Annotated in this window: 24 protein-coding genes; 11 read left to right on the forward strand and 13 right to left on the reverse strand. The window is 72.1% G+C overall.

Annotated elements, in window-relative coordinates; translation table 11 throughout:
• Positions 1 to 30: 30 nt before the first annotated feature.
• Positions 31 to 306 carry a hypothetical protein gene (locus CPH93_RS34110; RefSeq protein WP_093481464.1) on the forward strand — a complete coding sequence of 92 codons (276 nt, stop codon included), beginning with the start codon at positions 31 to 33 and terminating at the stop codon, positions 304 to 306.
• A 103-nt stretch (positions 307 to 409) separates the two neighbouring features.
• On the opposite strand, the gene CPH93_RS34115 is transcribed toward CPH93_RS34110, so the two are convergent.
• Both CPH93_RS34115 and CPH93_RS34120 read right to left on the reverse strand, forming a co-directional pair.
• Complete coding sequence (locus CPH93_RS34115; protein WP_096215070.1) at positions 410 to 1936, reverse strand: GMC family oxidoreductase; 1527 nt, start codon at positions 1934 to 1936, stop codon at positions 410 to 412.
• 161 nt (positions 1937 to 2097) lie between these two features.
• On the reverse strand, positions 2098 to 2859 hold the full coding sequence (locus CPH93_RS34120) for a GNAT family N-acetyltransferase (protein ID WP_096215071.1): 762 nt from the start codon (positions 2857 to 2859) through the stop codon (positions 2098 to 2100).
• Between the two features lie 504 nt (positions 2860 to 3363).
• On the opposite strand from CPH93_RS34120, the gene CPH93_RS34125 reads away from it, so the two are divergent.
• Genes CPH93_RS34125 through CPH93_RS34135 form a run of 3 tightly spaced genes read left to right on the forward strand, consistent with a single transcriptional unit; the run spans position 3364 to position 5587 of the window.
• Entirely contained in the window at positions 3364 to 3969 is a 606-nt protein-coding gene (locus CPH93_RS34125; protein WP_173910039.1) for an ATP-binding cassette domain-containing protein, read from the forward strand.
• A complete protein-coding gene (locus CPH93_RS34130) occupies positions 3966 to 4829 on the forward strand; it encodes a metal ABC transporter permease (RefSeq protein WP_096215072.1) in 864 nt (287 codons plus the stop codon). The genes CPH93_RS34125 and CPH93_RS34130 overlap by 4 nt, the downstream gene beginning before the upstream one ends.
• Complete coding sequence (locus CPH93_RS34135; RefSeq protein WP_096215073.1) at positions 4787 to 5587, forward strand: ABC transporter substrate-binding protein; 801 nt, start codon at positions 4787 to 4789, stop codon at positions 5585 to 5587. The genes CPH93_RS34130 and CPH93_RS34135 overlap by 43 nt, the downstream gene beginning before the upstream one ends.
• Before the next feature lie 102 nt (positions 5588 to 5689).
• Here CPH93_RS34135 and CPH93_RS34140 read toward each other — a convergent pair whose 3' ends face one another.
• The gene (locus CPH93_RS34140; protein WP_096215074.1) at positions 5690 to 7363 is read right to left on the reverse strand and encodes a class I adenylate-forming enzyme family protein; all 1674 of its coding nucleotides are present in this window, start codon (positions 7361 to 7363) and stop codon (positions 5690 to 5692) included.
• Positions 7360 to 9144: a CoA transferase gene (locus CPH93_RS34145; protein WP_173910040.1), complete on the reverse strand. Its 1785-nt coding sequence runs from the start codon at positions 9142 to 9144 to the stop codon at positions 7360 to 7362. The genes CPH93_RS34140 and CPH93_RS34145 overlap by 4 nt, the downstream gene beginning before the upstream one ends.
• A gap of 251 nt (positions 9145 to 9395) precedes the next feature.
• Between CPH93_RS34145 and CPH93_RS34150 the strand changes: the two genes are divergently transcribed.
• The gene (locus tag CPH93_RS34150) at positions 9396 to 10649 is read left to right on the forward strand and encodes an acyl-CoA dehydrogenase family protein (protein ID WP_096215075.1); all 1254 of its coding nucleotides are present in this window, start codon (positions 9396 to 9398) and stop codon (positions 10647 to 10649) included.
• Here CPH93_RS34150 and CPH93_RS34155 read toward each other — a convergent pair.
• Both CPH93_RS34155 and CPH93_RS34160 read right to left on the reverse strand, forming a co-directional pair.
• A complete protein-coding gene (locus CPH93_RS34155) occupies positions 10639 to 11769 on the reverse strand; it encodes a sugar ABC transporter permease (RefSeq protein WP_096215076.1) in 1131 nt (376 codons plus the stop codon). The genes CPH93_RS34150 and CPH93_RS34155 overlap by 11 nt on opposite strands.
• Positions 11769 to 13004: an MFS transporter gene (locus CPH93_RS34160; RefSeq protein WP_096215077.1), complete on the reverse strand. Its 1236-nt coding sequence runs from the start codon at positions 13002 to 13004 to the stop codon at positions 11769 to 11771. Before CPH93_RS34160 ends, CPH93_RS34155 begins: the two co-directional genes overlap by 1 nt.
• Before the next feature lie 314 nt (positions 13005 to 13318).
• On the opposite strand from CPH93_RS34160, the gene CPH93_RS34165 reads away from it, so the two are divergent.
• Both CPH93_RS34165 and CPH93_RS34170 read left to right on the forward strand, forming a co-directional pair.
• A complete protein-coding gene (locus CPH93_RS34165) occupies positions 13319 to 14149 on the forward strand; it encodes a hypothetical protein (RefSeq protein ID WP_096215078.1) in 831 nt (276 codons plus the stop codon).
• A 359-nt stretch (positions 14150 to 14508) separates the two neighbouring features.
• A complete protein-coding gene (locus CPH93_RS34170; protein ID WP_093648354.1) occupies positions 14509 to 15132 on the forward strand; it encodes a sigma-70 family RNA polymerase sigma factor in 624 nt (207 codons plus the stop codon).
• A 51-nt stretch (positions 15133 to 15183) separates the two neighbouring features.
• Here CPH93_RS34170 and CPH93_RS34175 read toward each other — a convergent pair whose 3' ends face one another.
• Together CPH93_RS34175 and CPH93_RS34180 are read right to left on the reverse strand one after the other, a co-directional pair.
• Positions 15184 to 15486, reverse strand: a complete 303-nt coding sequence (locus tag CPH93_RS34175; RefSeq protein WP_006607038.1) for a hypothetical protein — start codon at positions 15484 to 15486, stop codon at positions 15184 to 15186.
• 216 nt (positions 15487 to 15702) lie between these two features.
• Complete coding sequence (locus tag CPH93_RS34180) at positions 15703 to 15876, reverse strand: CsbD family protein (protein WP_096215079.1); 174 nt, start codon at positions 15874 to 15876, stop codon at positions 15703 to 15705.
• A 429-nt stretch (positions 15877 to 16305) separates the two neighbouring features.
• On the opposite strand from CPH93_RS34180, the gene CPH93_RS34185 reads away from it, so the two are divergent.
• Positions 16306 to 16608: a hypothetical protein gene (locus CPH93_RS34185; protein ID WP_006607039.1), complete on the forward strand. Its 303-nt coding sequence runs from the start codon at positions 16306 to 16308 to the stop codon at positions 16606 to 16608.
• 133 nt (positions 16609 to 16741) lie between these two features.
• On the opposite strand, the gene CPH93_RS34190 is transcribed toward CPH93_RS34185, so the two are convergent.
• The 3 genes from CPH93_RS34190 to CPH93_RS34200 all read right to left on the reverse strand — a co-directional run bounded on the left by CPH93_RS34190 (position 16742) and on the right by CPH93_RS34200 (position 18870).
• Complete coding sequence (locus CPH93_RS34190) at positions 16742 to 17344, reverse strand: chloramphenicol phosphotransferase CPT family protein (protein ID WP_231977071.1); 603 nt, start codon at positions 17342 to 17344, stop codon at positions 16742 to 16744.
• A gap of 251 nt (positions 17345 to 17595) precedes the next feature.
• Positions 17596 to 17967 (reverse strand): hypothetical protein, encoded by a 372-nt coding sequence (locus CPH93_RS34195; protein WP_159395107.1) that lies wholly within the window; start codon positions 17965 to 17967, stop codon positions 17596 to 17598.
• A 282-nt stretch (positions 17968 to 18249) separates the two neighbouring features.
• Positions 18250 to 18870, reverse strand: coding sequence for an HD domain-containing protein (locus CPH93_RS34200; RefSeq protein WP_096215082.1), 621 nt, complete (start codon positions 18868 to 18870; stop codon positions 18250 to 18252).
• A gap of 433 nt (positions 18871 to 19303) precedes the next feature.
• Here CPH93_RS34200 and CPH93_RS34205 point away from each other — a divergent pair, with 433 nt between their 5' ends.
• The 3 genes from CPH93_RS34205 to sufU are packed head-to-tail and all read left to right on the forward strand — an operon-like array spanning position 19304 to position 21668.
• Positions 19304 to 19924: a hypothetical protein gene (locus CPH93_RS34205; RefSeq protein WP_096215083.1), complete on the forward strand. Its 621-nt coding sequence runs from the start codon at positions 19304 to 19306 to the stop codon at positions 19922 to 19924.
• 5 nt (positions 19925 to 19929) lie between these two features.
• The gene (locus tag CPH93_RS34210; RefSeq protein ID WP_231977072.1) at positions 19930 to 21240 is read left to right on the forward strand and encodes a cysteine desulfurase; all 1311 of its coding nucleotides are present in this window, start codon (positions 19930 to 19932) and stop codon (positions 21238 to 21240) included.
• Entirely contained in the window at positions 21231 to 21668 is a 438-nt protein-coding gene (gene sufU, locus CPH93_RS34215) for a Fe-S cluster assembly sulfur transfer protein SufU (protein WP_096215085.1), read from the forward strand. The genes CPH93_RS34210 and sufU overlap by 10 nt, the downstream gene beginning before the upstream one ends.
• Positions 21669 to 21967: 299 nt before the next feature.
• Here the strand turns inward: sufU and CPH93_RS34220 are convergent, their stop codons facing one another.
• The gene (locus CPH93_RS34220) at positions 21968 to 22786 is read right to left on the reverse strand and encodes a hypothetical protein (RefSeq protein ID WP_159395109.1); all 819 of its coding nucleotides are present in this window, start codon (positions 22784 to 22786) and stop codon (positions 21968 to 21970) included.
• A complete protein-coding gene (locus CPH93_RS34225; protein ID WP_093481444.1) occupies positions 22783 to 23718 on the reverse strand; it encodes an ABC transporter ATP-binding protein in 936 nt (311 codons plus the stop codon). The genes CPH93_RS34220 and CPH93_RS34225 overlap by 4 nt, the downstream gene beginning before the upstream one ends.
• Between the last annotated feature and the right edge of the window lie 93 nt (positions 23719 to 23811).

Consider the following 23811-nt stretch of genomic DNA (forward strand, 5'->3'; position numbering starts at 1 on the left):
GCGACGTGTCGGACAAGGCACCCTTGCGTCATGTCGCACGTGAGACTCGAAGCCTGGATCGGCGGAGAGTGGCTGGAAGTGGATGCCGTGAGCGTCTCCGTCTTGGAGTCTGCGCTGACCCTCTCCTTCGAACGCCAAAAGACCGAGTCCGGATACCGGAGCCTCATCTGGGAGCCCTTGGAGAGGTTTCTCCGGGAGTACCGTGAGGAGCCGGTCGTCGTGGTGCCGCTGGGGCGCAACTTGCCCGTGATGTTCGGCCCCGGTGCTGCGGGGCCCTTCCGGCTGTCGGAGATCGCGGACGGCTGACCTGCGCGCGAGGACCGGACGCGCCTGCTGAGCTCCGCCCTCCGTCCTCCCTGTGACATGTCCCTCGACACGGTCGCGGGGAGGACGGACGGCCGTACAGGGTCTATGCCGTGCGGCGGATGAGGTCGGCGGCCTTCTCCGCGATCATGATCGTTGCGGGGTTCGTGTTGACCGAGACGATCGTGGGCATCACCGACGCGTCCGCCACCCGCAGGCCCGTCAGGCCGTGCACGGTCAGATCCGGTGCGACCACCGCGTCCGAGCCCGTCCCCATCGCGCAGCTGCCCACGGGGTGGAAGTACGTGCTGGTGGCGCGCGCCAGGAAGGCGCGCAGCTCCGTCTCTCCGGTGATGTGGTCGCCGGGAAGCACCTCGCGTGCGCGCCACCGGCGGAGCGGACCCGCCGCCGTGATTTCCCGGGCCACCTCGAAGCCGTGCAGCATGCGCCGGACGTCCGACTCCGTACCGAGGTAATTCGGGTCGATCAGCGGCGGGGTGTCCGGGTCGGCGGTGGCCAGGCGCACCGATCCCCGGCTCTCCGGCACGGTTGCGACCCCGAGGGTGAAGCTGTTCGCCGGTGCCTGCATCGTCGGCGGGTGGTAGGGGATATGAGCGAACATCAGCTGCATATCAGGGCCTGGCAGCGACGGATCGCTGCGCCACAGCAACGACGCCTCCGCCAGGTTGGTGCGCCCCGCGGGGATCGGACGGCTCGCCTCGAAGACCAGCGGGCACAGCGGGTGGTCGTGCAGATTGCGTCCCACCCCGGGCAGCTCGTGGTGCACCTCGACCCCGGCCCGTCGCAGTTCCTCGGCGGGGCCGATGCCCGAGAGCAGGAGCAGGCGCGGGGAATCGATGGCGCCGGAGCTGACGATCACCTCGGCGTTCGCATACGCGGTGACCGTCTCCGCGCCCCGGCGGAACTCCACCCCCGTGCACCGGTCGCCGTCGAGGAGCAGGCGGTGTGCGCGGGAGTCGGTCGAGACGGTCAGGTTCGGCCGTCGGGTGCGGATCGGGTGCAGATAGGCCTCCGCGGTGCTCTGGCGTCTGCCGTCGGCGATGCTCAGGTCGTGCCAGCCGGCGCCCTCCTGGCCGGCGCCGTTGAAGTCGTCGGTGGCCGGGTGGCCCGCCGCGACCGCGGCGTCGACGAAGGCCTGGGAGACCGGGTTTGCCTCCTCCGGGCGGGCCGGCGCGGGGCGCAGCGGGCCGCTGTCGCCCCGGAACTTCGGATCCTTTCCGGTGACCGTCTCCATCCGCCGGAAGTAGGGGAGGAGCGCCTCGAAATCCCATCCCGTGCACCCGTCGGCGGCCCAGCGGTCGAAGTCGTTGCGGTGCCCGCGAAGGAAGACCATCGCGTTGATCGCGCTGGACCCGCCCAGCGTTCTGCCCCTCGGGTACGGATGTGCCAGTCCGCCGGTGCCGTCCTGCGGCACCGTGGTGTAGGCGTGGTCGACCTCGGTGCCGAATAACGCGGGCCACGCAGGCGGTGCGGCGATCTCCGCCCGGGTGTCCGCAGGTCCGGCCTCCAGCAGCAGCACCGTTCTGTCCGCGTCCTCGGACAGCCGCGCGGCCAGCACACAGCCCGCCGACCCCGCCCCGACAACGATGTAGTCGAACTCCTCCGACACCACTGTGCCCTCCCCTTCGTCGGCAGGCCGCGCTGACGGCCCTCCTGCGGCTCGGATCGTATCGTCGCCGCACCGCCGGTGAGGAAGGAGGCGCGCGTCAATTCCCGCCGTACGCAGGGGACATGACGGAGGAGGAGTGGGTTCCGGCCCCTCCGGCCCGCCGGTCAGGCGGCGGCGAAACGGGCGGACACGCAGGGGTCCTCGTTGCGGAAGCCGAGGCGGGTGTAGAGCCGCTCGGCGGGGGCGTTGTCGGCGAGCTGCCACAGCGTGCAGAACCCGTACCGGCGTACGGCATACCGGGTCAGCCACGAGGTCAGCGCCGCGCCGAGGCCCTGGCCGCGCTGGGAGGCGTCGGTCGCGACGGACGCCATCAGCGGGGCGCCGCTGTCCCGCAGACTGCTCATGGCGCCGCAGGCCACCAGTCGCCCGTCGGGGTCACGGATGCCGGCCCACAGGCTGACGTCGGCGGAACCGGGGCCGGTCGAGTGGGCCGGGCTGTGGATGTTGAGGAAGGCGAGCAGCTCGTCGTGGTGGGACTCGTCGAGTACCACGACCCGCTCCTCCGCCCGCTGGACCGGCGGTTCCTCCAGCGTCCAGCGGAAGACCCACTCGACGACATCGGTCACCGGCAACAGGCGGCCGGTCAGGGCCTCGGTGCCGCGCGGGCCGGTGAACTCCCGCACCTCGTCGGGACGGCCCAGCGCGGCGCGCAGGACGAGTCCGGCGGCGGCATCCGGTTCGCCGACGCTCCACATGTGTCCGCGGACACCGTCGAGCCAGGCGACGGCACCGTGGCCGGTCCAGCTGATCCGGTCGGCCGGGTGCTGCCGCGCGGCGCCGAAGCGCAGCAGGGCAGCACCGGTCTTGAGCTCCAGGCCCTGGTTGAACAGGTCCGCGGTCCGGGGAACAAGAGTCGTTGCCTGCATCGCTCTCTGGGGAAGGCCGTAGGGGAGGGGCGTGGCCCGGACGCGCGCAGGACGCGGCCGGAACCGTCTGTCTGAGTATGGGGATCCCGGCAGCGGCTGCGCACGCGCGCGCCCGGCCGACCGGGACGGCCCACTGTCGCACACTGCCCCTGGCCCGGGGCAAATCGCGGCGGAACCCGGAAGTGAACACCGGGTGGCGGTCCGGCGGGGAGACGGCCGGCCGGGCTGGCCATGGCGCGAATCCCCAGGTGGGGTGAGGGGGCGGAGACCGGGCGGTGGGCCGCAGCGCGCGGCCCGCGCACCGGGCCCGTCCGCGGTGCGTGGCCCGGGCGCCGGCTCCCGGGGCGGGCCCCGCACCACGTCTCCGGAACGCCTTCCGACGGCGGGAACCAGGCACCCCCGCGGGCCGACTAGTGGGCTGTGGAATGGAGCACGAAGAGGCCGCGGCCCGCTGAGGCCCGGCACGGGAGTGGTGGGGCCGGCCTGGCGGTGCGGCTGCGGGACGTGGTGTGCCGGCACGGCCGGCTGGAGGCCGTGCAGGGGGTCGATCTCGATGTGGCGCCCGGTGAGCGGATCGCGCTGACCGGGACCAACGGCTCGGGGAAGACGACCCTGTTGCGCGCGGTGCTCGGTCTGCACCGGCGGGTCGACGGGGAGATCCTGGTCGGCGGGCGGGGCACGCGCACCGCCGCCGAATGGGCCTGGCGGCGGAGGGCCTGCGCATGGATTCCGCAGCGTCCGGCGGCCGGGCGGTTCCCGCTGCTCGCCGGTGAGCTGCTGGCGAGCAGCGGATCCCCGGCCGAGGCGGCGGAGGCGGCCGGTCGGCTGGGCGTCGGAATGATGGCGGACCGGCCGCTGAGCAGCCTGTCGGGCGGCCAGTTGCAGCGGATGCACCTGGCACGCGCGGTGGGCTGCGTCGCGGCCGGTGCCGGGGTGCTGCTCGCGGACGAGCCGACCGCGGCGCTGGACTTCGCGGGGCAGGAGGAGGCCGCCGAGGTCCTCACCAGCCTGCCGGTGACGCTGCTCGTGGTCACCCACGACCGGGCGATGGCCGCGCGCTGCGACCGGACGTGGGAGATGGCCGCCGGGCGTCTGCGGGAGGTGTCATGAGCGCGCTCGGGCAGATCGGTGAGCTGTGGCAACTGGTGCCGGTGCAGCGGGCCGGCGGCGGGCTGCTGCTCGCGGCCTTCGGCCTGCCGATCGTCGGGGTGGTGATCGTCGGTCTCGACATCATGCCGGTGCGCTTCGCCATGATGCATGTCGCGCTGCTGGGCATCGCCGTCGGGCAACTGCTGGGTCTCGACCCGGTGCTGTGCGCGCTGGTGGCGTGCGCGCTGGCCGGCGCGGGGGTGGCGCCGCTGGCGCGGACCGCGGACGGCCTGTCGGGGGCGATGGGGCTGCTGATGAGCCTGGCCATCGCCGCCGCGCTGTTGCTGCTGGCGCTCTCCGGGGTCAATGCCAACGGCGCCTTCGCGCTGCTGTGGGGCTCGATCCTGGCGGTGCGCCCGGCCGACCTGGCCGTGCTCGGTGCGCTGGCCGTGGCTGTCCCGGCGCTCTTCATCTGGCGCCGCCGCGATCTGGCGCTGCTGCTGCACGACCGGGAGCTGGCGCAGTGCTCCGGGGTGGCGGTGCAGCGGCTGACCGTGCTGCTGCTGGTCCTGGTGGCGGTCGCGGTGGCAGGTGCCATCCGGCTGACGGGCGCGCTGCTGGTGGACGCGCTGACCCTGCTCCCGGCCCTCGCCGCCCGTCGCCTCGGCCGCTCCCTGGTGTCGATCACGGCATGGGCGGTCGGTATCGGCGTCGTCGTGAACGTCGTCGGATTTCTGCTGTCGCTGGCCTGGGACCTGCCGCCCGGCCCGGTGCTCGTCCTCGCCGCGGGGGCCGTCGCCCTCGTCGCTCATCTCATCCCCGAACGGAGAACTCGCTCATGGCGCCTGCCCGCCGCTTCTTCCGCCCCGTCACCGCACTGAGTGCGGGGCTGCTCCTGCTGACCGGCCTGACCGGCTGTGGAGCCGGTGCCGACAAGGACGCCGCAAAGGGGGCATCCGGCCCGGTCGTCGTCGCCACCTCCAGTTGGGAGGCGGCGCTGGCCAAGGCGGCCGGGGCCAAGAACGTCAAGTCCCTCGTCCCCGCGTCGATCCGGCATGCGCCCGACTACGACCTCAAGCCGTCCGACCTGGCGACGGTTTCCGGCGCCGACTACGTCCTGTACGCCTCCTTCGAGCCGTTCGCGGGACGGATCAAGGAGGCGGCGGGCTCGAAGGCGAAGCTGGTCGAGCTCACCCTGGACAACGCGCCGGCGACGACGAAGGCGCAGGTCACCAAGTTGGGCAAGAAGTTCGGCACGGAACCGGCCGCCGCCAAATGGAACTCCACCTTCACCGCGCGCTGGCAATCCCTCAGCCGGCAGGTGAAGGCCAGTTGGCCCGGCGGCAAGGCCCCCACGGTGGCGGCGCAGAAGTTCACGACCTGGGCGGCCGATCTGGCCGGCGCGCGGGTGGTCGGCACGTACGGACCGGAGGCGGTCACCCCCGGCCAGCTGTCCGCACTGACGGCGAAGAAGCCCGCGTTCGTGCTGGAGAACGAGAACATGTCGACCGGGACCGTACTGCCCGGCTCGGGCGCCGAGCAGCTGAACGTCGTCAACTACCCGGGCAGGGACCTCGACCTGCTGGCCGTGTACGGCAAGGCCGCCGCACAGATGGAGAAGGCGTTCTCGCGCGGTTGAGGGGTTGAGGGGCTGACGGGCCGACCGGGAGCGCGGCCGGGGACGGTCAGGAGGGGGGAAGGGCCGGCGGATGCGGCGGCCCTTCCCCCTCCTTCTCGACCGTCAGCCGGCCTGTGTCCGGTCGGCGGGGAACGCGTCGGCGGCCCGGGCCCGCAGTGCCGCACGGTCGGGCTTGCCGGCCGGGGTGAGCGGCAGGTCGCCAGTGAGCAGCAGCAGATGCTCCGGGTGCTTACGGCGTTCCAGCCCGAGCCGGTCCAGGTGCGCACACAGGCTCTCCAGCGCCGGCTGTCGGCCGGGCCTGGGCACGACGCAGGCCGCGAGGCGTTCCCCCATCAGCGGATCGGGGACGCCGACGCACAGCACGTCCCGTACGTCCGGATGGGACGAGAGCGCTCCTTCGACCTCGGCGGGGCTGACGTTCGCGCCGCCGCGGATCACGATGTCCTTGAGGCGGCCGACCACGCGCAGGGTGCCGTCCTCGGCGAACCGGCCGAGATCACCGGTACGGACCCAGCCGTCCGCCGTGCGGTAGCGCATGTTCAGCTCGGGCGCGCCGACGTAGCACATCGGGGTCATCGGGCCGCGGGCGAGGATCTCTCCCGCGTCACCGGAAGTGCCGCCCTGGAGGGGGGCGATCCGGATCTCGCAGACACCGGGGTCGGGCCGGCCCACCACGATCCCCGGACCGGTCTCCGGCCCGGCCGGCCCGGCCAGACCGCCGTGGCAGTGGACGCCGTCGGCGGAACCGTAGAGGTTGACGACGGCGCAGCCGAACGCCCGGCGGGCCTCCTCGCGGGTGGCCGCGTCCAGCGCGGAACCGCCGAGCACCAAGGCGGTGGGGGCGGCGGGCCGTTCGTGCTCCGCGGCCGGCCGGTCGAGCATCATGCGCACCATGGTGGGCACGGCCATGACATGGGTGGGCCGGTGGGCGCGGATCGCCGCCAGGGCGGCGTCCGGCGTGAACCGGTCGAGCAGCACGAGGCAGCCGCCGTGCCGGGCCAGGGTCACCGCCGTGCCGCTGCTGCCGAACGCCGAGGCCAGCGGCACCAGGAACAGACAGCGCGGTGGTGTGCCCTCCCGCAGCAGCGAGGCGAGCGAGTTGCCGCGGCCGCCGGCCAGCGCGTTGTGGGAGTACGCCACCATCTTGGGCTCGGCCTCGGAGCCGGAGGACACCAGGATGCGGGCGGCCGCATCCGGGTCGGGCCGCGCGGGCACGAAGTCGTCCGCCTCGGTGTCCAGCAGCGCGTCCAGCGACAGACAGCCCTCGGGGACCGGACCGGGGCCGGCCGCGATCACCGTGTGCAGCGCGGCGAGTTCCACGCTGACTCCGGACGGACGGCTGAGTTCGGCCAGCTCCCGTGCGTGCGCGAGGCCGCGGTAGTCGGTGGCCGCGAGCACGGCCCGCGCACCGGAGCGGCCGAGCAGGGACAGCGCCTCCCGCCCGCCGCGCCCGACGGGAAACGGCAGGGCGACGGCCCCCAGCGCGGCAAGGGCCAGGTCGGCCGCCACCGCCTCTCTGGTGTTGGGGAGTTGGACGCCGACCGTGTCGCCCGGGCCGATGCCGGTCCGGGCAAGTCCCGCGGCCAGACATCGGGCCCGGCGGTCCAGGTCCGCGTAACTGATTTCGCCCTGCGCGTCGATCACGGCGGTGTCGTGGGGGCGGGCGATCCGTTGGGCGCGGAACAGGCTGTACAGATCCAGGTCGGGGCAGTGTCCTTCGGCGGCCCAGGTGCGGCGCAGGGTGGCCGGGACGAGGTCGTGGAACCGGGGTGTCATAGAAACCTCCAGGGCGAAGGGACGACCAGAGAGCCGTGGGTGTCGCGGGTCAGGGCCGCGCCCACCCGCGGGTCGGCCGGCAGCGCGGCAAGGTCGGTGGTGACGGCGGTGGCGGACAGGCCCCGCGCCCGCAGCGCGGCAACTGCCTGATCCGTGGGCAGGTCCCGCAGCGGCGGGAAGGCGGCGGCCGCCGTACGGGCGGCGGCATCGGACGGGGCGAGCCAGCCGTCGGCGGTCGGCAGCGGACGGCGGAACCCGGCCGGGCGGCGCTGCACCCGGCCGCCCGCGGCCCGGTGCACGGCGGGCGCGGTGAGCAGCTCCGCGGCGCCCAGCAGCGAGGACTCCACCCGTACGCCGCGGCCGGCGCGCTCGCGCAGCAGCAGCCCGGCCAGCACCGCTCCGGCGCCGAGCAGCCCGCCGAGCACATCGAGCAGGGTCATCAGGGAGGGGGCGGGCGGCTCGTCGACCGGGCGGGCCGCTTCGCCGACGCCGGTACGGGCCTGCACCATGAAGTCGGTGCCCATCGGGGCGTCGGGGAGCGGGCGGTCCGCCCAGCCGCTGGTGTACGCATACACCAGGCCCGGGTTGACCGATGCGAGGCGCTCGGCGTCCAGCCCGAACCGTTCCGCCTTGCCCGGCGCCCAGTTGTGCAGGAAGACCGACGCACCGGCGGCCAGCTCCCGCAACTCACCTTGCCCGGCACGGGACTTGATGTCGATCTCGACGGCGCGCTTGCCCCGGTTGAGGGCGAGCCAGCGGGCGGAGACCTCCGTGCAGCAGGGTGGCATGCCGCGCAGCGGGTCCCCGCCCGGCGGCTCGATCCGCAGCACGTCCGCGCCGAGCAGGCCGAGCAGATGGGCGGCGAGCGGCGCCTGGACCCGGCGGCCCGCTTCCAGCACGGTCAGACCGGCGAGGGGGAGCGCCGCCGGGGGAGTGGCGCTCTGGGCCGGCGCGCTCACCGGCTCGTCCCGCGGGGTCACGGTCCACGGCCCGCCGGAACGCGCCGCCGGGTGCCCCGTCAGCGGATACACGGCACACACCTCGGCCCCCGAGGACGCGGCGGCCTGCCGGACCCGCGCCCAGGAAACGGCGCGCGCCGTCGTGTGCAGCGGCTCGGGCAGCGGCGCGCAGGCGGTGGCGTACCGGAACTGGAAGGGGCGCCAGCCGGCGCGTATCGCGTCCTCGGGGGCACCGAGTGCGCGCCAGAACCGCGCCCAGGGGCCGGGCTCCAGCGCCTCCAGTTCGAAAGGCGTGCCGCAGGAGGAGGTGAACGGCGGACCGCCGGGGGCCGACGGCACGGCCTCCGCCTCCGGCGCGTTCGCCGCGGCGAGATACTGGGACAGCGTCAGCAGCGCGGCCCGGTCGGCCCCGGTGCCCAGCTCCACGGCGCCGCTGACGCCCCGCGCCCGGCCCAGCAGCCCGGCGAGCAGGCCCTGCACAGAGAGCACCGACGCACAGGTGGCGGCGTAGTCGACGGCGAGCCCCCGCGGGGACCCGTCGCGTCTGCCGTGCACATGCATCATTCCGGTGGCGGCCTGGACGGTCGCCTCGTCGTCGGCGTCCGCATCCGGCAGCACATCGGCCCAGGCGGTGTACGCGGTGACCTGGCCCAGCCGGCGGCCGGTGGCCGCGAATCGGGCGGGGCCCGACGGCGCGGCCGGGGAGACGCCGGCCGGTGTCGCGTCGATGCGCGCACCGAGCGCCCGCAGCGTGTCCAGCGACGGTGCGGTGAGCGCGGCCGGTCCCGAGACCTCAATGTCCACCTCCTCCAGTGGTCGCATCGCACCGATGACAGTGGGGTGTCCCACGGCATTCCTCTCCGGCGGCGGCAGCGCGCCGCACGTCTCGCACGGACCTGAACGGACGTGGACGGACGGATATGGACGGACGGATATGGACGACGGATGTAGACGGACGGCATGTGGACGGGCGGGAACCGGACGACTCCTCGGGCCGACCAACTCCACGGCCAGTAAGTCGGACTGTCGGTTCACCGAGTTCCCGGTGAATGCGGAGGAAAGCCGTGAACCCCATGAATTCCGAGCAGGGCACCTCGTGCACCCCGGCCCCCGCGCAGCAGGACCGGCAACCCGTGGGCCCCGCGTTCGGGCGGCCGGACTGCCCGCCCGAGGCGATGCAACTGCGCGAACGGGTCGCTCAGTTCGTACGGGAACGGGTGATGCCCTGCGAGCCGGTCCTCGACGGCGGCGGCCCGGCCGCCCGGACCGCGCTGCGTACCCTCCAGGACGAGGCGAAGGCGGCCGGACTCTGGGCGCTGCCGCTGCCCGTCGAATTCGGGGGCCAGGGACTGCCGTTGACCCACTACGCGCACCTTGCCGAGGCCGAGGGCGCCAGCGACCATGGCCCCGCGGCCCTCGGCTCGGCGCCCCTGTTGGACGTGCTGATGCTCGGCCGGCACGCAAGTGCCCCGGTCCGGGAGCGACTTGTGCGGCGCATCGTGGCCGGCGACCTGCGCACCTGCTACGCCATGACCGAACCCGAAACCCCCGGCACCGACCCGGCACAGACCGCGACCCGCGCCGTGGCCGGCCCCGACGGAACCTGGACCCTGCACGGCCGCAAGTGGTTCATCTCGGGCGCCGGCGAGGCCGACCTGGTCACCGTGCTGGCCCGCACCGGCGGGACGGACGGCGACGAGGAGCTGTCCCTGCTGCTGGTGCCCACCACCGCCCCCGGCTTCCGGGTGCTGCGCGAACTGCCGGTCCTCGGCGCGGGCGGCCAGTGGGAGATCGCCCTCGACGGCGTCACCGTGCCCCCGGACCATCTCCTCGGCGCGCGCGGCCAGGCCCTGCGGATCGCCGGGGAAAGACTGGGACTGGGCCGCACCCTGCGCTGTCTGCGCTGGCTCGGACAGGCCGAGCGGGCCTTCGACCTGATGTGCGCCCGGGCCCGTACGCGCACCCAGCGGTCCGGCCCGCTGGCCGACCGTCAGCTCGTCCAACAGCTGGTGTTCGACTCCCTGCTGGCCATCCGTACCACCCGGCCGCTGGTCCACGAGGCGGTGGCCGGGCTGGCCGCGGGCGGCTCCGCCCGGCTGGAGACGGGCCTCGCCAAGGTCGCCGCGGCCCGGATGCTGCAGCAGGTCACCGATGCCGCGATCCAGGTGCACGGCGCGGCCGGCCTCGGGCCGGACACCGCACTGCCCGGCCTGTTCCGCACGGGCCGCGCCGCCCGGCTGCTCGACGGGCCCGACGAGCTGCACATCGCGTCGGTGGCCCGCCGGGTGCTGCGCGACCACCCGTCGGCATCCGGCGTCACATCGTGAACGGCTCCACCAGCCCGGTGCGGAGCGCCAGCCCCCACGCGAAGAAGAAGTCCCCCCAGACCAGTTCATGGCGGGGGGCGAGGCCGCGGGCGGCGTCGTAGCAGCCGTCGCGCAGCGCGCCCGAGGGGGACAGATGCGCCACGCTCAGCCGGTGCAGAATCTGCTCTCCCCAGTGCATCAGAGCGTTGCCCTCGGACCCGCGGCCGGCCGCCCGCGCGAGCGCGGCCAGCTTCAGCGCGGCCACCGCCTCGATCGCCGCGGCGGAGGTGTCCGGCGGGCCCGGCGGGTGCCCCGCGCCGGCCGGAGGACCGTCCTGAGCCGGCGGGACGAGCGCCGCTCCGGGCGCCGTACGCAGCGCCACCAGCCGTCCGGCCGCCTCCCACAGCCCGCTCTCCCCGAGGTGCCGGAGCCCGTCCGCGACCCCCAGCAACAGCCAAGCCGCCGTACGGCTCCAGCCGGGCGCCGGCTCGGCGCACGCCGCCCAGGTGCCGTCCGGCCGGGCCTGCCAGGCCGGACGCGGCGGATCCTCGGCCAGGCACAACGCCAGATGCCGGGTCAGATGCCGGTAGGCGGCGGCCCGGCCGTCGCCCGGTGCACCGGCCAGCAGCGGCACCAGCCCCGGAACGCCGTCCGCGCGCGCCAGCAGCCGCGGACCGCCGAACGCACCACCCCACGGCACCACGCCCCACTCCGGCTCGTACGCCGCCAGACAGGCCCGGGCCGCCCGGTCCCGCAGCGCGGCCGCCGCCTCGTCACCGCCCGGCCCGGCGGCAAGCGCGGTGCCGTACCAGAGCACCAGCCCCCGGGTGGCGGTGTCCTGGTCTGTCCAGTACCCGAGCCGCTCGGTGCAGCGGGCCGCCGCCGCCCGGTCCTCCGGGGCACCCGAGGACAGCGCACGCAACCACAGCAGCCCGGCCCAGCAGCCTCCCGTCCACGAACCCCGCCCGGTGGTCGTCCACTCACCGGCCTCCGGATCCGCGTACAACGGGAACCGCGCCCGGACCTCGTCCGCCGTCCGCGCAACCCGCTCCAGAACGGCCGCCAGCGCCGGCCCGGCCCAGTCGGCCGCTCCGCTCGCCGTGTCTGCCGCCACCCGCACCGTGCCGTCCGCCTTCCTCATCACGCCTCCCCGTGGTCACGCGACCTCAGCGGTACGGCCACCGCCGCGGCCGCCGCGAACTCCACCGCCACCAGCAGCCAGCCCGGCCCATAGCCGCACGCCGACACCAGCGCGCCGAACAGCGGCGGACCCACCGCGAAGCCGGCGAAGAAGCCCGCCGACACCAGCGCCGAATCCGCTCCCGCACGTCCCGGTGCGGCGCTCTGCAACACCAGCACCATCGACACCGCATTCGCCGACACCGCGAACGACCCGACCGCGACCGCGGCCGGCCACACCAGCAACGGCAGCACGAGCGCCAGCGCCAGCAGCAGCGCCGCGCCCACCGCCCCGGCGGCCAGCAGACCGGGCAGCGCCCGCGCCCGCCCCGGCCGCCCGGCGATCCGCGACCACCCCACCCGGCCGCCGATGCCCGCCACTCCGAGCACGGCCACCAACGCGGCGGCCGCGACCGGCGTCAGGCCCAACCGCTGCGAACCGAACAGCGCCAGGTACGTGTTGACGGAGGCGATGCCGCACCCGAGCAACACCGAGAACCCCGCCAACCGCCCGACCGCACCACGGGTGAGCGACGCGGAGCGCGGGCCGGCGGCGACCCGTGGCGGGTCGGGCGGCAGGACGAGGACCGCCCACCCCGCGGCCAGCGCCGCCGCACCGGCCGCCGTCCACACCGCGCCACGCCAGCCCACCCCCGCGGCCAGCACCGACAGCGGCAGCCCCGCCACGAAGGCACCGACCTGGACACCCGACTGCTTGAGCCCGGTGACCGCCCCGCGCCGCTCGGCCGAAAAGGCCGCAAGGATCACCTTGTTGGTCGCCGGGTTGGCCAGCGCCTGCGCCAGACCGCCCAGCGCGACGGCCGCCAGCAGCACAACTGCCCCTGGAGCGGCCCCGATCAGTGCCAGCGAGGCCGCCGCGAGCAGCAACAGCGCGACCAGACACCGGCGAGGCCCGACCCGGTCCACCAGGCGCCCCGCCACCGGCGACAGCAGCGCCGCCGCGCCGAACCCCGCCGTCGTGGTCAGGCCCAGCACCGTACGGGAGAGACCCAACTCGCCGACCAGCCGCGGCCCGAGCGCACCGATCAGAAAAAGCTGCATCATCGAGAAGGCCATGGCGGACGTCAGCAACACCGTCACGCCCGGGCCCGGGCCCGGGCCCGCGCCCCGCGGCCGGGGTATGCCCCCCTCCGGCCCGGCGCCCTCCGCTTCGCTGCCCCGCTGCACCTGCACCACACGCCTCCTGACCCTCCGGCCCCGCCGCGGGACCCGGTCCAGTCAGTCGTACGGGCCTGGTGGTGAGTTCCCGACGCCGCACTCGGCCCGGCGCCACCCTGCGGTACGAAGGCCGCACCGGCCACCGACCTTCCTCCCTCAAGACGCCTGGGGCAGCAGCGAACCGATCCGCCCGATATCGGACGCGCTGCTCGCCCCGCGCGCCCCAGCGCAGGTCAGCACCAATAACCAGCCTGTCGACCGGCTGCGACAGATCTTGTACGCACATGAGCAACCCTGCCCGGACAACAGGCCGGAATGGCAGCATGATTGCCATGACAACCGGGCCGGTCTCACGCGCCGTACGCGCCGCGGCTTTCGCGGCCGTCTGCGTGACGACAACGGCCCTCGGGCATGCGCTGATGGCCGCCGAACCGCTGCCGTGGTGGGCCGTGCTCGCCGCATTCGCGGCGACGGGCCCGGCGGGATGGTGGCTGACCGGACGGGAACGGGGCGGCCCGACCATCACCGGAGCCACGGTCCTCGCCCAGCTCGGGCTGCACGCACTGTTCGACCTCTCGTCCTCCTGCGTCGGCGCCAAGGACGTCAACGCCATGCCCGAACGGCACTGGGCAGCACGGCTGTTCCGCCACGCAACAACGGCCCCCGACCCGTCCTCCCTCCCCGCACCGTCCTCGGCACTCCGCCTCCTGCCCCTCACAGATCTCGGCCCCACGGTCACCCGCCCGCCGCTGCCCACCCCGATGGGTGCCATGCGCGGGATGGCCGACATGGCAGGGACGGCCACGATGCCCGGCACGGGGCACCTCGGTGCCACCGTCGGCGCCATGGGCCACCCGGGCCACCTGGACCTGACGCCTTCCGGCCATGGGTCACTCGGCATGCTGCTTGCCCACACGCTGGCCGCGGTCCTCTGCGGCCTGTGGCTCTGGCGCGGCGAGGCAGCCGCGTTCCAGCTCGCCCGCAGCTTCGCGGCGGCGCTGTTCGCCCCCTTGCTGCTGGTCCTGCGGACGCTGGACCGAACCGGCCTGGAGCCGCCCGCGCGCCGGGTCCCGGTCGACACACCCGCCGTGCGCCCGCACGGCGCGCTCCTGCACCACGTCGTCGTCCGCAGAGGCCCACCAGGGCTCCCGGTCTGCTGCTGACCGTACGCACCGACCCCGGCGCCGCCCTCCGCTACCCCTCAATCCCCTTTATTCGCGGCGGCGTTGACCAATTGGTGACGTGCGAAGCGTCGGCATACCCGCGCACGGCCGGCTTCCCCGGCCTGCCACCCGCCCGCGACATGCCGGCCCCTGCCCTCGGCCCTCCGGCCCGCGCACGGGCGTGCTCCTGGACTGGACGACGCGACCCCATCGCATCGACCGGCCCGCCTCGCCCGTCGCACCTCGCTCATCGCCGTAGACCTCGGCGAAACCGGAGGGCCCCGCACCCCGACCGGGACCCCGGGCGCTGCTCTGCCATGCCCTGGTGCGGTCCCGCCGCCTCCGAAGGATGTTCTCGCATGATTGCTGCCCTGACCGGGCCGTCCCCCTACAAGCGGACCGCCGCGGACGACGAGCAGGTGACCGGCCTTGCCCTGGCCGCCAGGGACGGCGACCCCGACGCCGTCGAGCGCTTCGTCCACGCCACCCACCGGGACATATGGCGGTTCGTGGCCCACTTGAGCGGGGACACGAACGCGGCCGACGATCTGGCTCAGGAGACCTTTCTGCGTGCCCTCACCGGTCTGCCGAAGTTCGCCGGCCGTTCCTGCGCACGTACCTGGCTGTTGTCCATCGCCCGCCGGGTGGTGATCGACCGCTACCGCTCCGCCGCGGCCCGTCCGCGGATCGCCGACATCAACGACTGGCAGGCGGTGGCCGAACACCGCCAGCCGAGCGGACTGCCCGGCTTCGACGACGGCCTGGCCCTCAGCGAACTCCTCGACACCCTCGACCGCGAGCGCCGCGAAGCCTTCGTCCTCACCCAACTGGTCGGCCTGCCCTACGCGGACGCCGCGGCCGTCGTAGGCTGCCCGATCGGCACCGTACGGTCCCGGGTGTCCCGGGCCCGCGCCGACCTCGCCGGATGGCTCAGGTCAGCCGAGAAGTGCGCACGAGTCCCCCGCCCGGCCATGGCCCGATGAATGCGCCGGCCACGCAGGTCACACCGCGGGCGGCTGCCCCACCCCACCGGCCTAGGTGAGCCCGGTCTCCGCCTTGCTGAACAGCACTCCCTCGGAGTAGAAGAACACCGCATTGCTGCTGCCGTCGGCGCCGTAGCACGTCCAGGTGACGGGATAGCGATCGCCCGGTTCGGATTCTCCGTCCTGCTGGCAGGTATTGGCGTAAGCGCGGAGGAGTTTCTCGCTGCTGCCGGCCTTGATCTTCTGGTATTCGGCGAGCGTCAACGGGTCACTGCTGACGGCGAACCCTTGATAGGCGCCGGCGATGACGAGGAGGCCGAGGAGGGAGCCGCCGGCTATCGCGCTCTTCTTCACAGTGGGGTGTGTTCCTTCGCGGGTGTGGTGGGGCGGACCGGGTGAGCCGGGCTTCGTCCCGGAGCCGCGGCAGGTCGCCTCAGGGATTGTAGAGGGCGACGAACCGGTGGTCAGGGCACCCACGAGCAGGGCGGTGACCCGGCGGAACGTCCGCCGGGCCACCGCCTCAATCTCTGCACACGCGACCGTGTCTGCCGAAGGGGCTGTGGGAAGCCTTCATCGTTTCACGGCGTCCTGGGCCTTCTGTCCGGCTTCGCGCAGATCCCCGCCGGCGCGCTCGGCGCGACCCTCGGCCGTCATCCGCTCGTTCCCGACGGTGCGCCCCACGGCTTCCTTCACGGCGCCCTTGAGCTGGTCGGCCTTCGCGGACGACTTCTTGTGCATGGTCATGGTCGTGCTCCTTTACTCGCGAGCCGTTCCTTGACGAGACCCGCCTGCCCGGCACCACACCGACGAAACCCACCCCTCGTGGCGCCACTCAACTGCCTTGTATCCAGGGCCTGAAAACCGCATCGGGAGTGAATCGGGACCGCAACTGCACCGCAGCGGATGCCGCTCCGCGGCACATCCGGACGATGAGTCACACAGCATCCCGGCCAACTGAACTTGCCGCGCATGCGTTCAGGAAACTCAGCCACCCATCCGACTGGCCCGCGACCAGGAATGACAGTCACAAGAACGCCGAAGGCGGGAGCGATTCGAGCGGTCTGCTGTCGGCGCCGCCCGGGTGTCGCTACGCTGATTCGCATGGATGCCAGGGACTCGGACCCCGCGGACCCAGTTGACCCCGCTGAGAAGTGGCCACTACCTCCGTCGTGGATGTGGAGCTGCCAAGAGTGCACCGATCTCTACAAGGCGATGAAGCAGGCTCCCGAAGTGGTGGATGCCGCGCGGGCGGCGAGCGAGCCGGGGGTGGACTGTGACCCCTTCGACACCATCGTCTCCTCGCAGATCCACCTCGCCCGGCACATCGCCACCCACCACACCTCGGAAGTCCCCGCCATGGACCAGGGCTGCGACCGGTGCAAGTCCGACATGACACGGCAGATGCCCGTCGTCCTCGTTCTGGAACACCGCGCTCGCCACGTCTTCGCCCCACCCAGCATCGCCGGCCTGTTGTAAGGGAAGCGGTCAGGGAAACCGGGAGTACGGCCGGGAAAGCGGAAAGCCGTCAGAGTTGCGGCCGACTTCGGACGTTCCCGGTTTCCTGCGCGGAGTTGGCGGGTGAGCGGGTCCGTCCTGCACTGCGCTGATCTCACCCTTCCGCAGGCAGCTGGGGAAGGCTCGCTCTCATCTGTTCAAATGCGGTGGGGGTCGGCCGCCGGCCGAGAAATTCCTTGATCTGCCGAGCGCAGTCGAGCGCACTCGTACTGCCGGTGTCGCACTCGATGTCGTAGCGGCCATGGGCATGGACCCGGTCGAATTGGCGGGCGGCCAGCCCTGGCGGTCGATCGCCGCGGGCCAGCTCGCGTCGTTCCAGCTCCGGCAGCGGGCAGTGGACTCCGACGAGGACGACGTCCTGGGGGGAGAACAGACCGAGGCAGTCGTGAAGGCGCCACGGCTCACTGAAGAGGTGGTCCACGACGACGTTGTTGCCCGCCGCAGCCATGCCGGCGACCGCCCGGTGAAACCCCATCCAGGTGCGTTTGAGTACGAGGGCAAGTTCGTCCGGGGGAAGCTCCGGCCCTGATCGCATGGCGTGGAAGGCATCCACGGGCAGGTAAAAGTACGGCTCACCGAGCACCGCGAGAAGCTCCTTCGCAATGCTGGACTTTCCGGAGCTCGACGTGCCGTTCAAGAAGATGATGAGGCCGCCGGCTGACTGCCCGGGCACCGCCGGACCGGCCGAGCGCTCCACCCCGGAAGCGGGACTTTCCCTCATGACTGCTCTCGCATCGTGCGCGTTCTCCAGATCACTTGAGCTTCGACCGGCACCACCGTACTGGCCCGCCCATCCTCAACCCCACAGCGGGAAGGGCAGGTTGGGGGGCGCCTCTTTGCCGGACGGACGGGCCGGTCACCCGCATTCCGGCCCTCAGACAGGGCACACCATGCTTTACCGCCGGCCGACCGCCTCATCGTCGGGACGCTTCTCGGCGATCTGGTGAATCAGACCAACTGGCCCAGGAAAACCATCAGGAGCAACAGCGCCACGAGCACGCCCAGGCCGATGGCGCCCGCCCGGCCACCGCCTCGGGGGAGGAAGATGGCCACCACAGTCCCCAGCGTCGTCAGCGGCACCGCGTACCACGCGAGGGCGATCAGCACGTCGATGGAGTGCGGATTGCGTACGCCGTCCTGGCACGTATCACAGGCGATGGCGAACAGCGGCCCAAGCCCTCCCACAAAGAAACCCACGGCCAGCACACCCATGGCGAGAACGGTCAGCCAACCCCAGTCGGCCACGGAACGCCGAGGACGGCGGTCGGAGTCGTCAAGGAAGGGCGAACCGGAATCGAAAGGGGCGTCGATGTTCTCCATGTGACGGATGCTATGGAGCACATTGCCCGCGGATATCCGCTGTTGTACTCAGCTGCCGGATGGTCATGGTCTGAGTATCGCCGGGTGGTGGTTCTGCGGCGGTTGCTCCGGTGCGGCGGCGAATTGCGTGGAGTGGGGTAATGCAGGCAATAGATGCCCACCGGGGAGCTGGTGCCGGGACCTCTACGGGGTGGTCGGCCGTCGGCGGCCGGCGGTCGTCAGTCTGTAGTTGTGAGGAGGGCCGGAGTCGGGCCCCGCCCGCTGTCAGGCGGGGCGCCGGCGTCAGGGCGCGGGCGTGAACAGGTCTTGGCTCACTGCCGCGTCCCTGACCTCCTGGTAGAGAGCGGTGAGGGTTTCGCTCACCTGGACGCGCGGCAGTTGGAGCCGGTCCAGGGCCTCCGCGTCCGCGCCCACGTCCTGCCACCCCTGGCCGGTCAGCAGGCGCATGAGTGCCGGGTTGAGCCGGTCCACCCCTCGTACGATGCGGGCTTCGGGCGTGACCCCTTCCTCGTACTCGTGCCACAGGCTCAGGAACTCGGTGCCGAGCCCGTCGGGCAGTGGTGCGAAGCGGCGTTGGGCGACCTCCTCCTCCACCCGGGCCTTGTCATCGCCGTTCCGGGTGCTCCAGGCCGACGGGTCGCCCGCCTCGATTTCCACGAGGTCGTGCATCAGGCACATCTTCAGCATCCTTTCCAGGTCGAGCGACCGGCCGCTCTCCCGCTCGAACTCGCGGTGAAGGATCCAGCTGATGAGCGCCAGATGCCATGAGTGTTCGGCCACGCTTTCCTTGCGGTTGGGCGTGGCATTGTTATGCCGCTCAACTTCCCGTAGCCGGGCGGTGAAAGAAATGAAGTCGAATACTTCCCGAAGGTTACCGTCCATGCCGTATGTCCGTTCTCTCATTCGTATCGCCGTTGTGCCCCGGAACTTCTGCGGACTTTAACACCGGCGATATCGGAGCATGTGTGATCAGGCCAGGCCAACGGTGCGATCGCTGCGCTGGGCTGCGCCTCTGACCTGCCCTGGCTGTCTTAAAGCGATCGTTGACCGGTGCCCTGACTGGTCATAGATTCCTCCTGCACGTAACATGCCGTCAACAAGAGGAAATCCCATGGCAAAGTTCTATGCGGAGTCTGAACTCGACGGAAAGTTGACCGGATTTCGGTCACGTGGTCCGGCAACCCTGACGGAATGCCTGGCGCCCGGAACCCTCTGGCAGCCGGTGTTTCAGATGACGATTATGGCGAACACGAAGAATGGCCGAAGTGTATTGACAGGTACACGTCGAGCCGACAGTAACCCGACCCACCCCAATGTCATCAGCACGCCCACCAGCATGCTGCCACTGGAATTCGCGCGATGTTACTTCGACAGCATCGCCGCCTCGGCCACCGGCCTCGTGCCCGTCCATCTGACGGAGCTGCGGGCCGACGACCTGAGGACCGTGGTCCGGTTACCCGAGTCCGCCGCGCGCGGCGTGGTCCCCGACCCGTCCTCGGCACTCTCGTTCCTGGCGGGAGATCTGCTCGCCCGCAAGCTCGGCTGCGAGGGCGCCATGGAGGCGGCCTCCCGAGAGAAGCCCCTGGGTACCTGCCGCTTCTCCATGGTCGGGGCGGGCTTCAGCTATGTCGCCGACCGGCCCACCGAGGACCCCGAGAACCCCGAACCGCTCTATGAACCGCTGCTGATGTTCGGAGCGATCCTGGAACTCCACGACCCCACGGTCATCCCGGAGCAGACCGCTTCGTACAAGGACCTCTGCTGGACCTCGCCCGAGGACTACGCCGAGGGCGTCCGTACCAAGCGCATCGAGAGCTTCAACCCCAAGTTCCTGGACCGCGCGGACGAGGCGGACAGCGACTCCGTGACCGTGTGCGCCCGGGGTCTGTGCCTGCAGACCACCCACAAGGTGCTCACCGACCTCGCCTCCGGCCCCACCACCGGCGGGTCCATATGACCGCCATGGCCCGCACCCTGGACCCCCGGCAGATCCGTGCCGACTTCCCGATCCTGCACCGCACGGTCGGCGGCGGAGAGCGTCTCGTCTATCTGGATTCCGGTGCGACGTCCCAGAAGCCCGTGCAGGTCCTCGATGCCGAACGGACCTTCGCCGAGACGTCGAACGCGGCGGTGCACCGCGGAGCGCACCAGCTCGCCGAAGAGGCAACCGAGGCCTACGAGCAGGCCCGTGGACAGATCGCCGCCTTCATCGGCGTACGTCCCGGAGAAGTGGTCTTCACCAAGAACGCCACCGAAGGCATCAACCTCGTCGCCTACGCCATGAGCAACGCCGCCACCTCCGGCGACGCGGCCGCGCGCTTCCGCCTCGGCCCCGCCGACGAGATCGTGGTGACCGAGATGGAACACCACGCCAACCTGGTGCCCTGGCAGGAGCTGTGCCGGCGCACCGGCGCCACCCTGCGGTGGCTCGGTGTGACCGATGAAGGGCGCCTCGATCTCTCCCGGCTCGACGAGGTGATCACGCCGCGCACCCGGCTGGTGGCCTTCGCCCACCAGTCCAATGTGCTCGGCACGATCAACCCGGTCCGGCAGATCGTTGCCAGAGCCACCGAGGTCGGCGCACTCACCCTGCTGGACGCCTGCCAGTCGGTTCCGCACGCCGAGGTCGATTTCCACGCCTACGGAGTGGACTTCGCGGTCTTCAGCGGCCACAAGATGCTCGGCCCCTCCGGGGTGGGTGTCCTCTACGGACGGCGCGAGCTGCTGGAGGTCATGCCGCCCTTTCTCACCGGCGGTTCGATGATCGAGGTCGTCAAGATGACGGAGTCGACCTTCGCCGCGCCGCCCCAGCGGTTCGAGGCCGGCGTGCCCATGGTGTCCCAGGCGGTCGGACTGGCCGCGGCCGTACGCTATCTGACCTCCGTCGGCATGGAGCGCATCACCGCTCATGAGCGGCTGCTCACCGAGGCCGCGCTCGGCGCCCTGTCCGCGATCGACGGCGTACGGGTCCTCGGTCCCACCACGACCGCCGCCCGTGGCAGCGCGGTGTCCTTCGTCGTCGACGGGGTGCATCCGCACGATGTCAGTCAGGTCCTGGACGCCCACGGCGTGGCGGTCCGGGTCGGGCACCACTGCGCCTGGCCCCTGCACCGCCGGCTGGGCGTGCCGGCCAGTGTGCGCGCCAGCTTCTACCTCTACAACGAGCTCGCGGACATCGAGCCGCTGGCCGCGGGGATCCGGGAGGCACAAGCGCTCTTCGGCGCCACGGCGCCGGGGCCGGAGCGGAGCGGGGGGACCGTGGCGTGCGCCTGACGGCAGAACACCAGGAGATCATCCTTGCCCACTACCGGACCCCGCACCACAGCGGACTCCGGGAGCCGTACGACGTCGAGGTCCAGCGGTTCAACCCCACCTGCGGGGACGAGCTGACCCTGCGCGTACGCCGGAAGGGAGAAGGGGAACAGGCGGCCATCGAGGACGTCTCGTACCAGGTCCAGGGCTGCTCGATCAGCCAAGCGTCCGTATCGGTGATGACGGATCTGGTCATCGGCCGTACCGCCCGGGAGGCCGAGGAACTGCACACGGAGATCGCCGCACTGTTGCGGGAACGGGCATCGGAGTCCGGTGCCTGGCCGTCCCATCTGGGAGACGCCGCGGCCTTCCGCGATGTGTCACATCACCCCGCGCGGATCAAATGCGCCTTGCTCTGCTGGACCGCACTGCGCCAGGCACTCTCATGAACCATGTGCCAGGCACTCTCATGCCCCAATGGACCTCTCCAGGAGGCGACTTCGAAATCGACGACACCCTGACCCTGCTCGCCCGGGCGGTCACAGCAAGCGGAGGTCCTCGCGGCCGGGGCCGGTGTGCCCGGCAGCACGGGAGCCGCCCGGGCCACTGACCGCGCTTTTGTTTCCTACACGTCCTCATTGATGTCCGGTTCCGGCCCGCTTTTCGGGCCGGCCTGCCGGAGGACCGGTGGCCGTCGCGTATGTGACGGCCACCGGCCCCTTTGTCAGGCGTCCCGCCGATTGACTTGTCAGGCGTCCCGCCGGTGGACCAGGACCATCGCGCCGTTGAGCGCCAACAGGGTCAGCGTCGCGAAGTAGCCGAACCCCGGTAGCGGGGCCAGGTTCTCCGGGGAGGGGACGAGGAGGAGGATCTGCTGCCCCGCCTCGGTGGGCCACCACTTGAGCAGCGGCTGACCCGAGGCGCCCATCATGCGGAACATGATGGGCAGGATGAACGTGGCGCTCACGGCAGCCGTGATCCCGCCCGCGGAGGCCCGGAGCACCAGGCCCAGCGCGAGCGCGAAGACGCCGAGAACGCCCAGGTAGCAGCCGCCACCGACCACAGCGCGCAGAACTGACCCGTCCGACAGCGCAGGGTGTGCCACGTTCGCCCCCAGCGCCATGGATCCCGCGGTGTAGGTGGCGAAGGAGATCAGCAGCCCGGTCACCAGCGACACGGCGAAGACCACCAGGGCCTTGGCCGCCAGCAGCCGGGGACGCTGCGGTACGGCGGTGAAGGTGCTGCGGATCGAACCGGTGCCGTACTCGGAGGTGGCTGCCAGCACACCGAAGAGGCAGACGGCCACCTGGCCCAGCGGAAGCCCCACGAAGATCTCGCGCAGCACCGTCGCCGCACTGTCGGCCGAGTTCGCGTGCAGGCCCCCGAGCACCCCCACGCCGACGGTGATGAAGGAGGCGGCGAACAGCGTCCACCAGGTGGAGCGGATCGACCGGACTTTGATCCACTCGAAGGCGGCCGCGTCCACGAATCGTGGCCGCTGCGCGGCCGTGCCGTGGCTGCGGGGAGCGGCGGAGGTGGGAGGTGTCGTTGTCGTCGCCATGGTCATGCGGCCTTTCCGCTGTGCGTCACCCGGTATTCGACGGCGTCCGCGGTCAGTTCCATGAACGCTTCCTGTAGCGAGACCCGCTGCGGTGCCAGCTCGTAGAGCCACAGCCCGTGCTGCCCGGCGAGCTCCCCGATCCGCCGCGCGTCCACTCCCCGTACGAGCAGCGCGCCGTCCGGGGACGCCTCGCCGGGGAGGTCGCCGACGGTGCCTCCCTCGCGTTGCAGCAGTGGAACGAGCTGCGGCGCGTGCGGGGTGCGGACGACCGTGCCGTTGTGGGAACTGCGGGCCAGGAAGTCCGCCATGGAACTGTCGGCCGCCAGCCGTCCGCGGCCGATCACGATGAGGTGGTCCGCGGTGTCCTGCATCTCGCTCATGAGGTGTGAGGACACCAGGACGGTGCGCCCGTCGTCGGCCATGCTGCGCATGAACTCCCGCACCCACTGGATGCCTTCGGGGTCGAGGCCGTTCACCGGCTCGTCGAGGATGAGGATCTCGGGGTCTCCCAGCAGCGCGGCCGCGATGCCGAGACGCTGGCCCATCCCGAGCGAGAATCCGCCGACGCGCTTGCGGGCCGCGGCCGTCAGACCGACCATGGCGAGCACATCGTCGACCCGCTGCCTCGGAATGCGGTGGGAGGCGGCGAGCCCGCGGAGGTGTTCTCGGGCGGTCCGGCCGTCGTGCACGGCCTTGGCCTCCAGCAGGGCGCCGACGGTGTGCAGTGGCGTGGGCAGTTCGTGGTACGGCCGGCCGCACACCCTCGCGGAACCCGAAGTCGGCCGGTCGAGACCGACGATCATGCGCAACGTGGTGGATTTACCGGCGCCGTTGGGACCGAGAAAACCGGTGACGAGGCCGGGGCGGACGGTGAAGGTGAGGTTGTCGACGGCTTTCTTGTCGCCATAGCGCTTGGACAGCCCGGTTACTTCGATCATGTGGTTCCTCGGTACGGAAGCTCTTTCGGACGCTCACGACGCTAGGACGCCCCACCTCGGGGGCGCGTCGCTCCCAAGGCCGGAGTACGGCCC

Origin of the sequence: Streptomyces sp. 2323.1 (assembly GCF_900221035.1) — a bacterium.
GTDB classification, from domain to species: domain Bacteria; phylum Actinomycetota; class Actinomycetes; order Streptomycetales; family Streptomycetaceae; genus Streptomyces; species Streptomyces sioyaensis.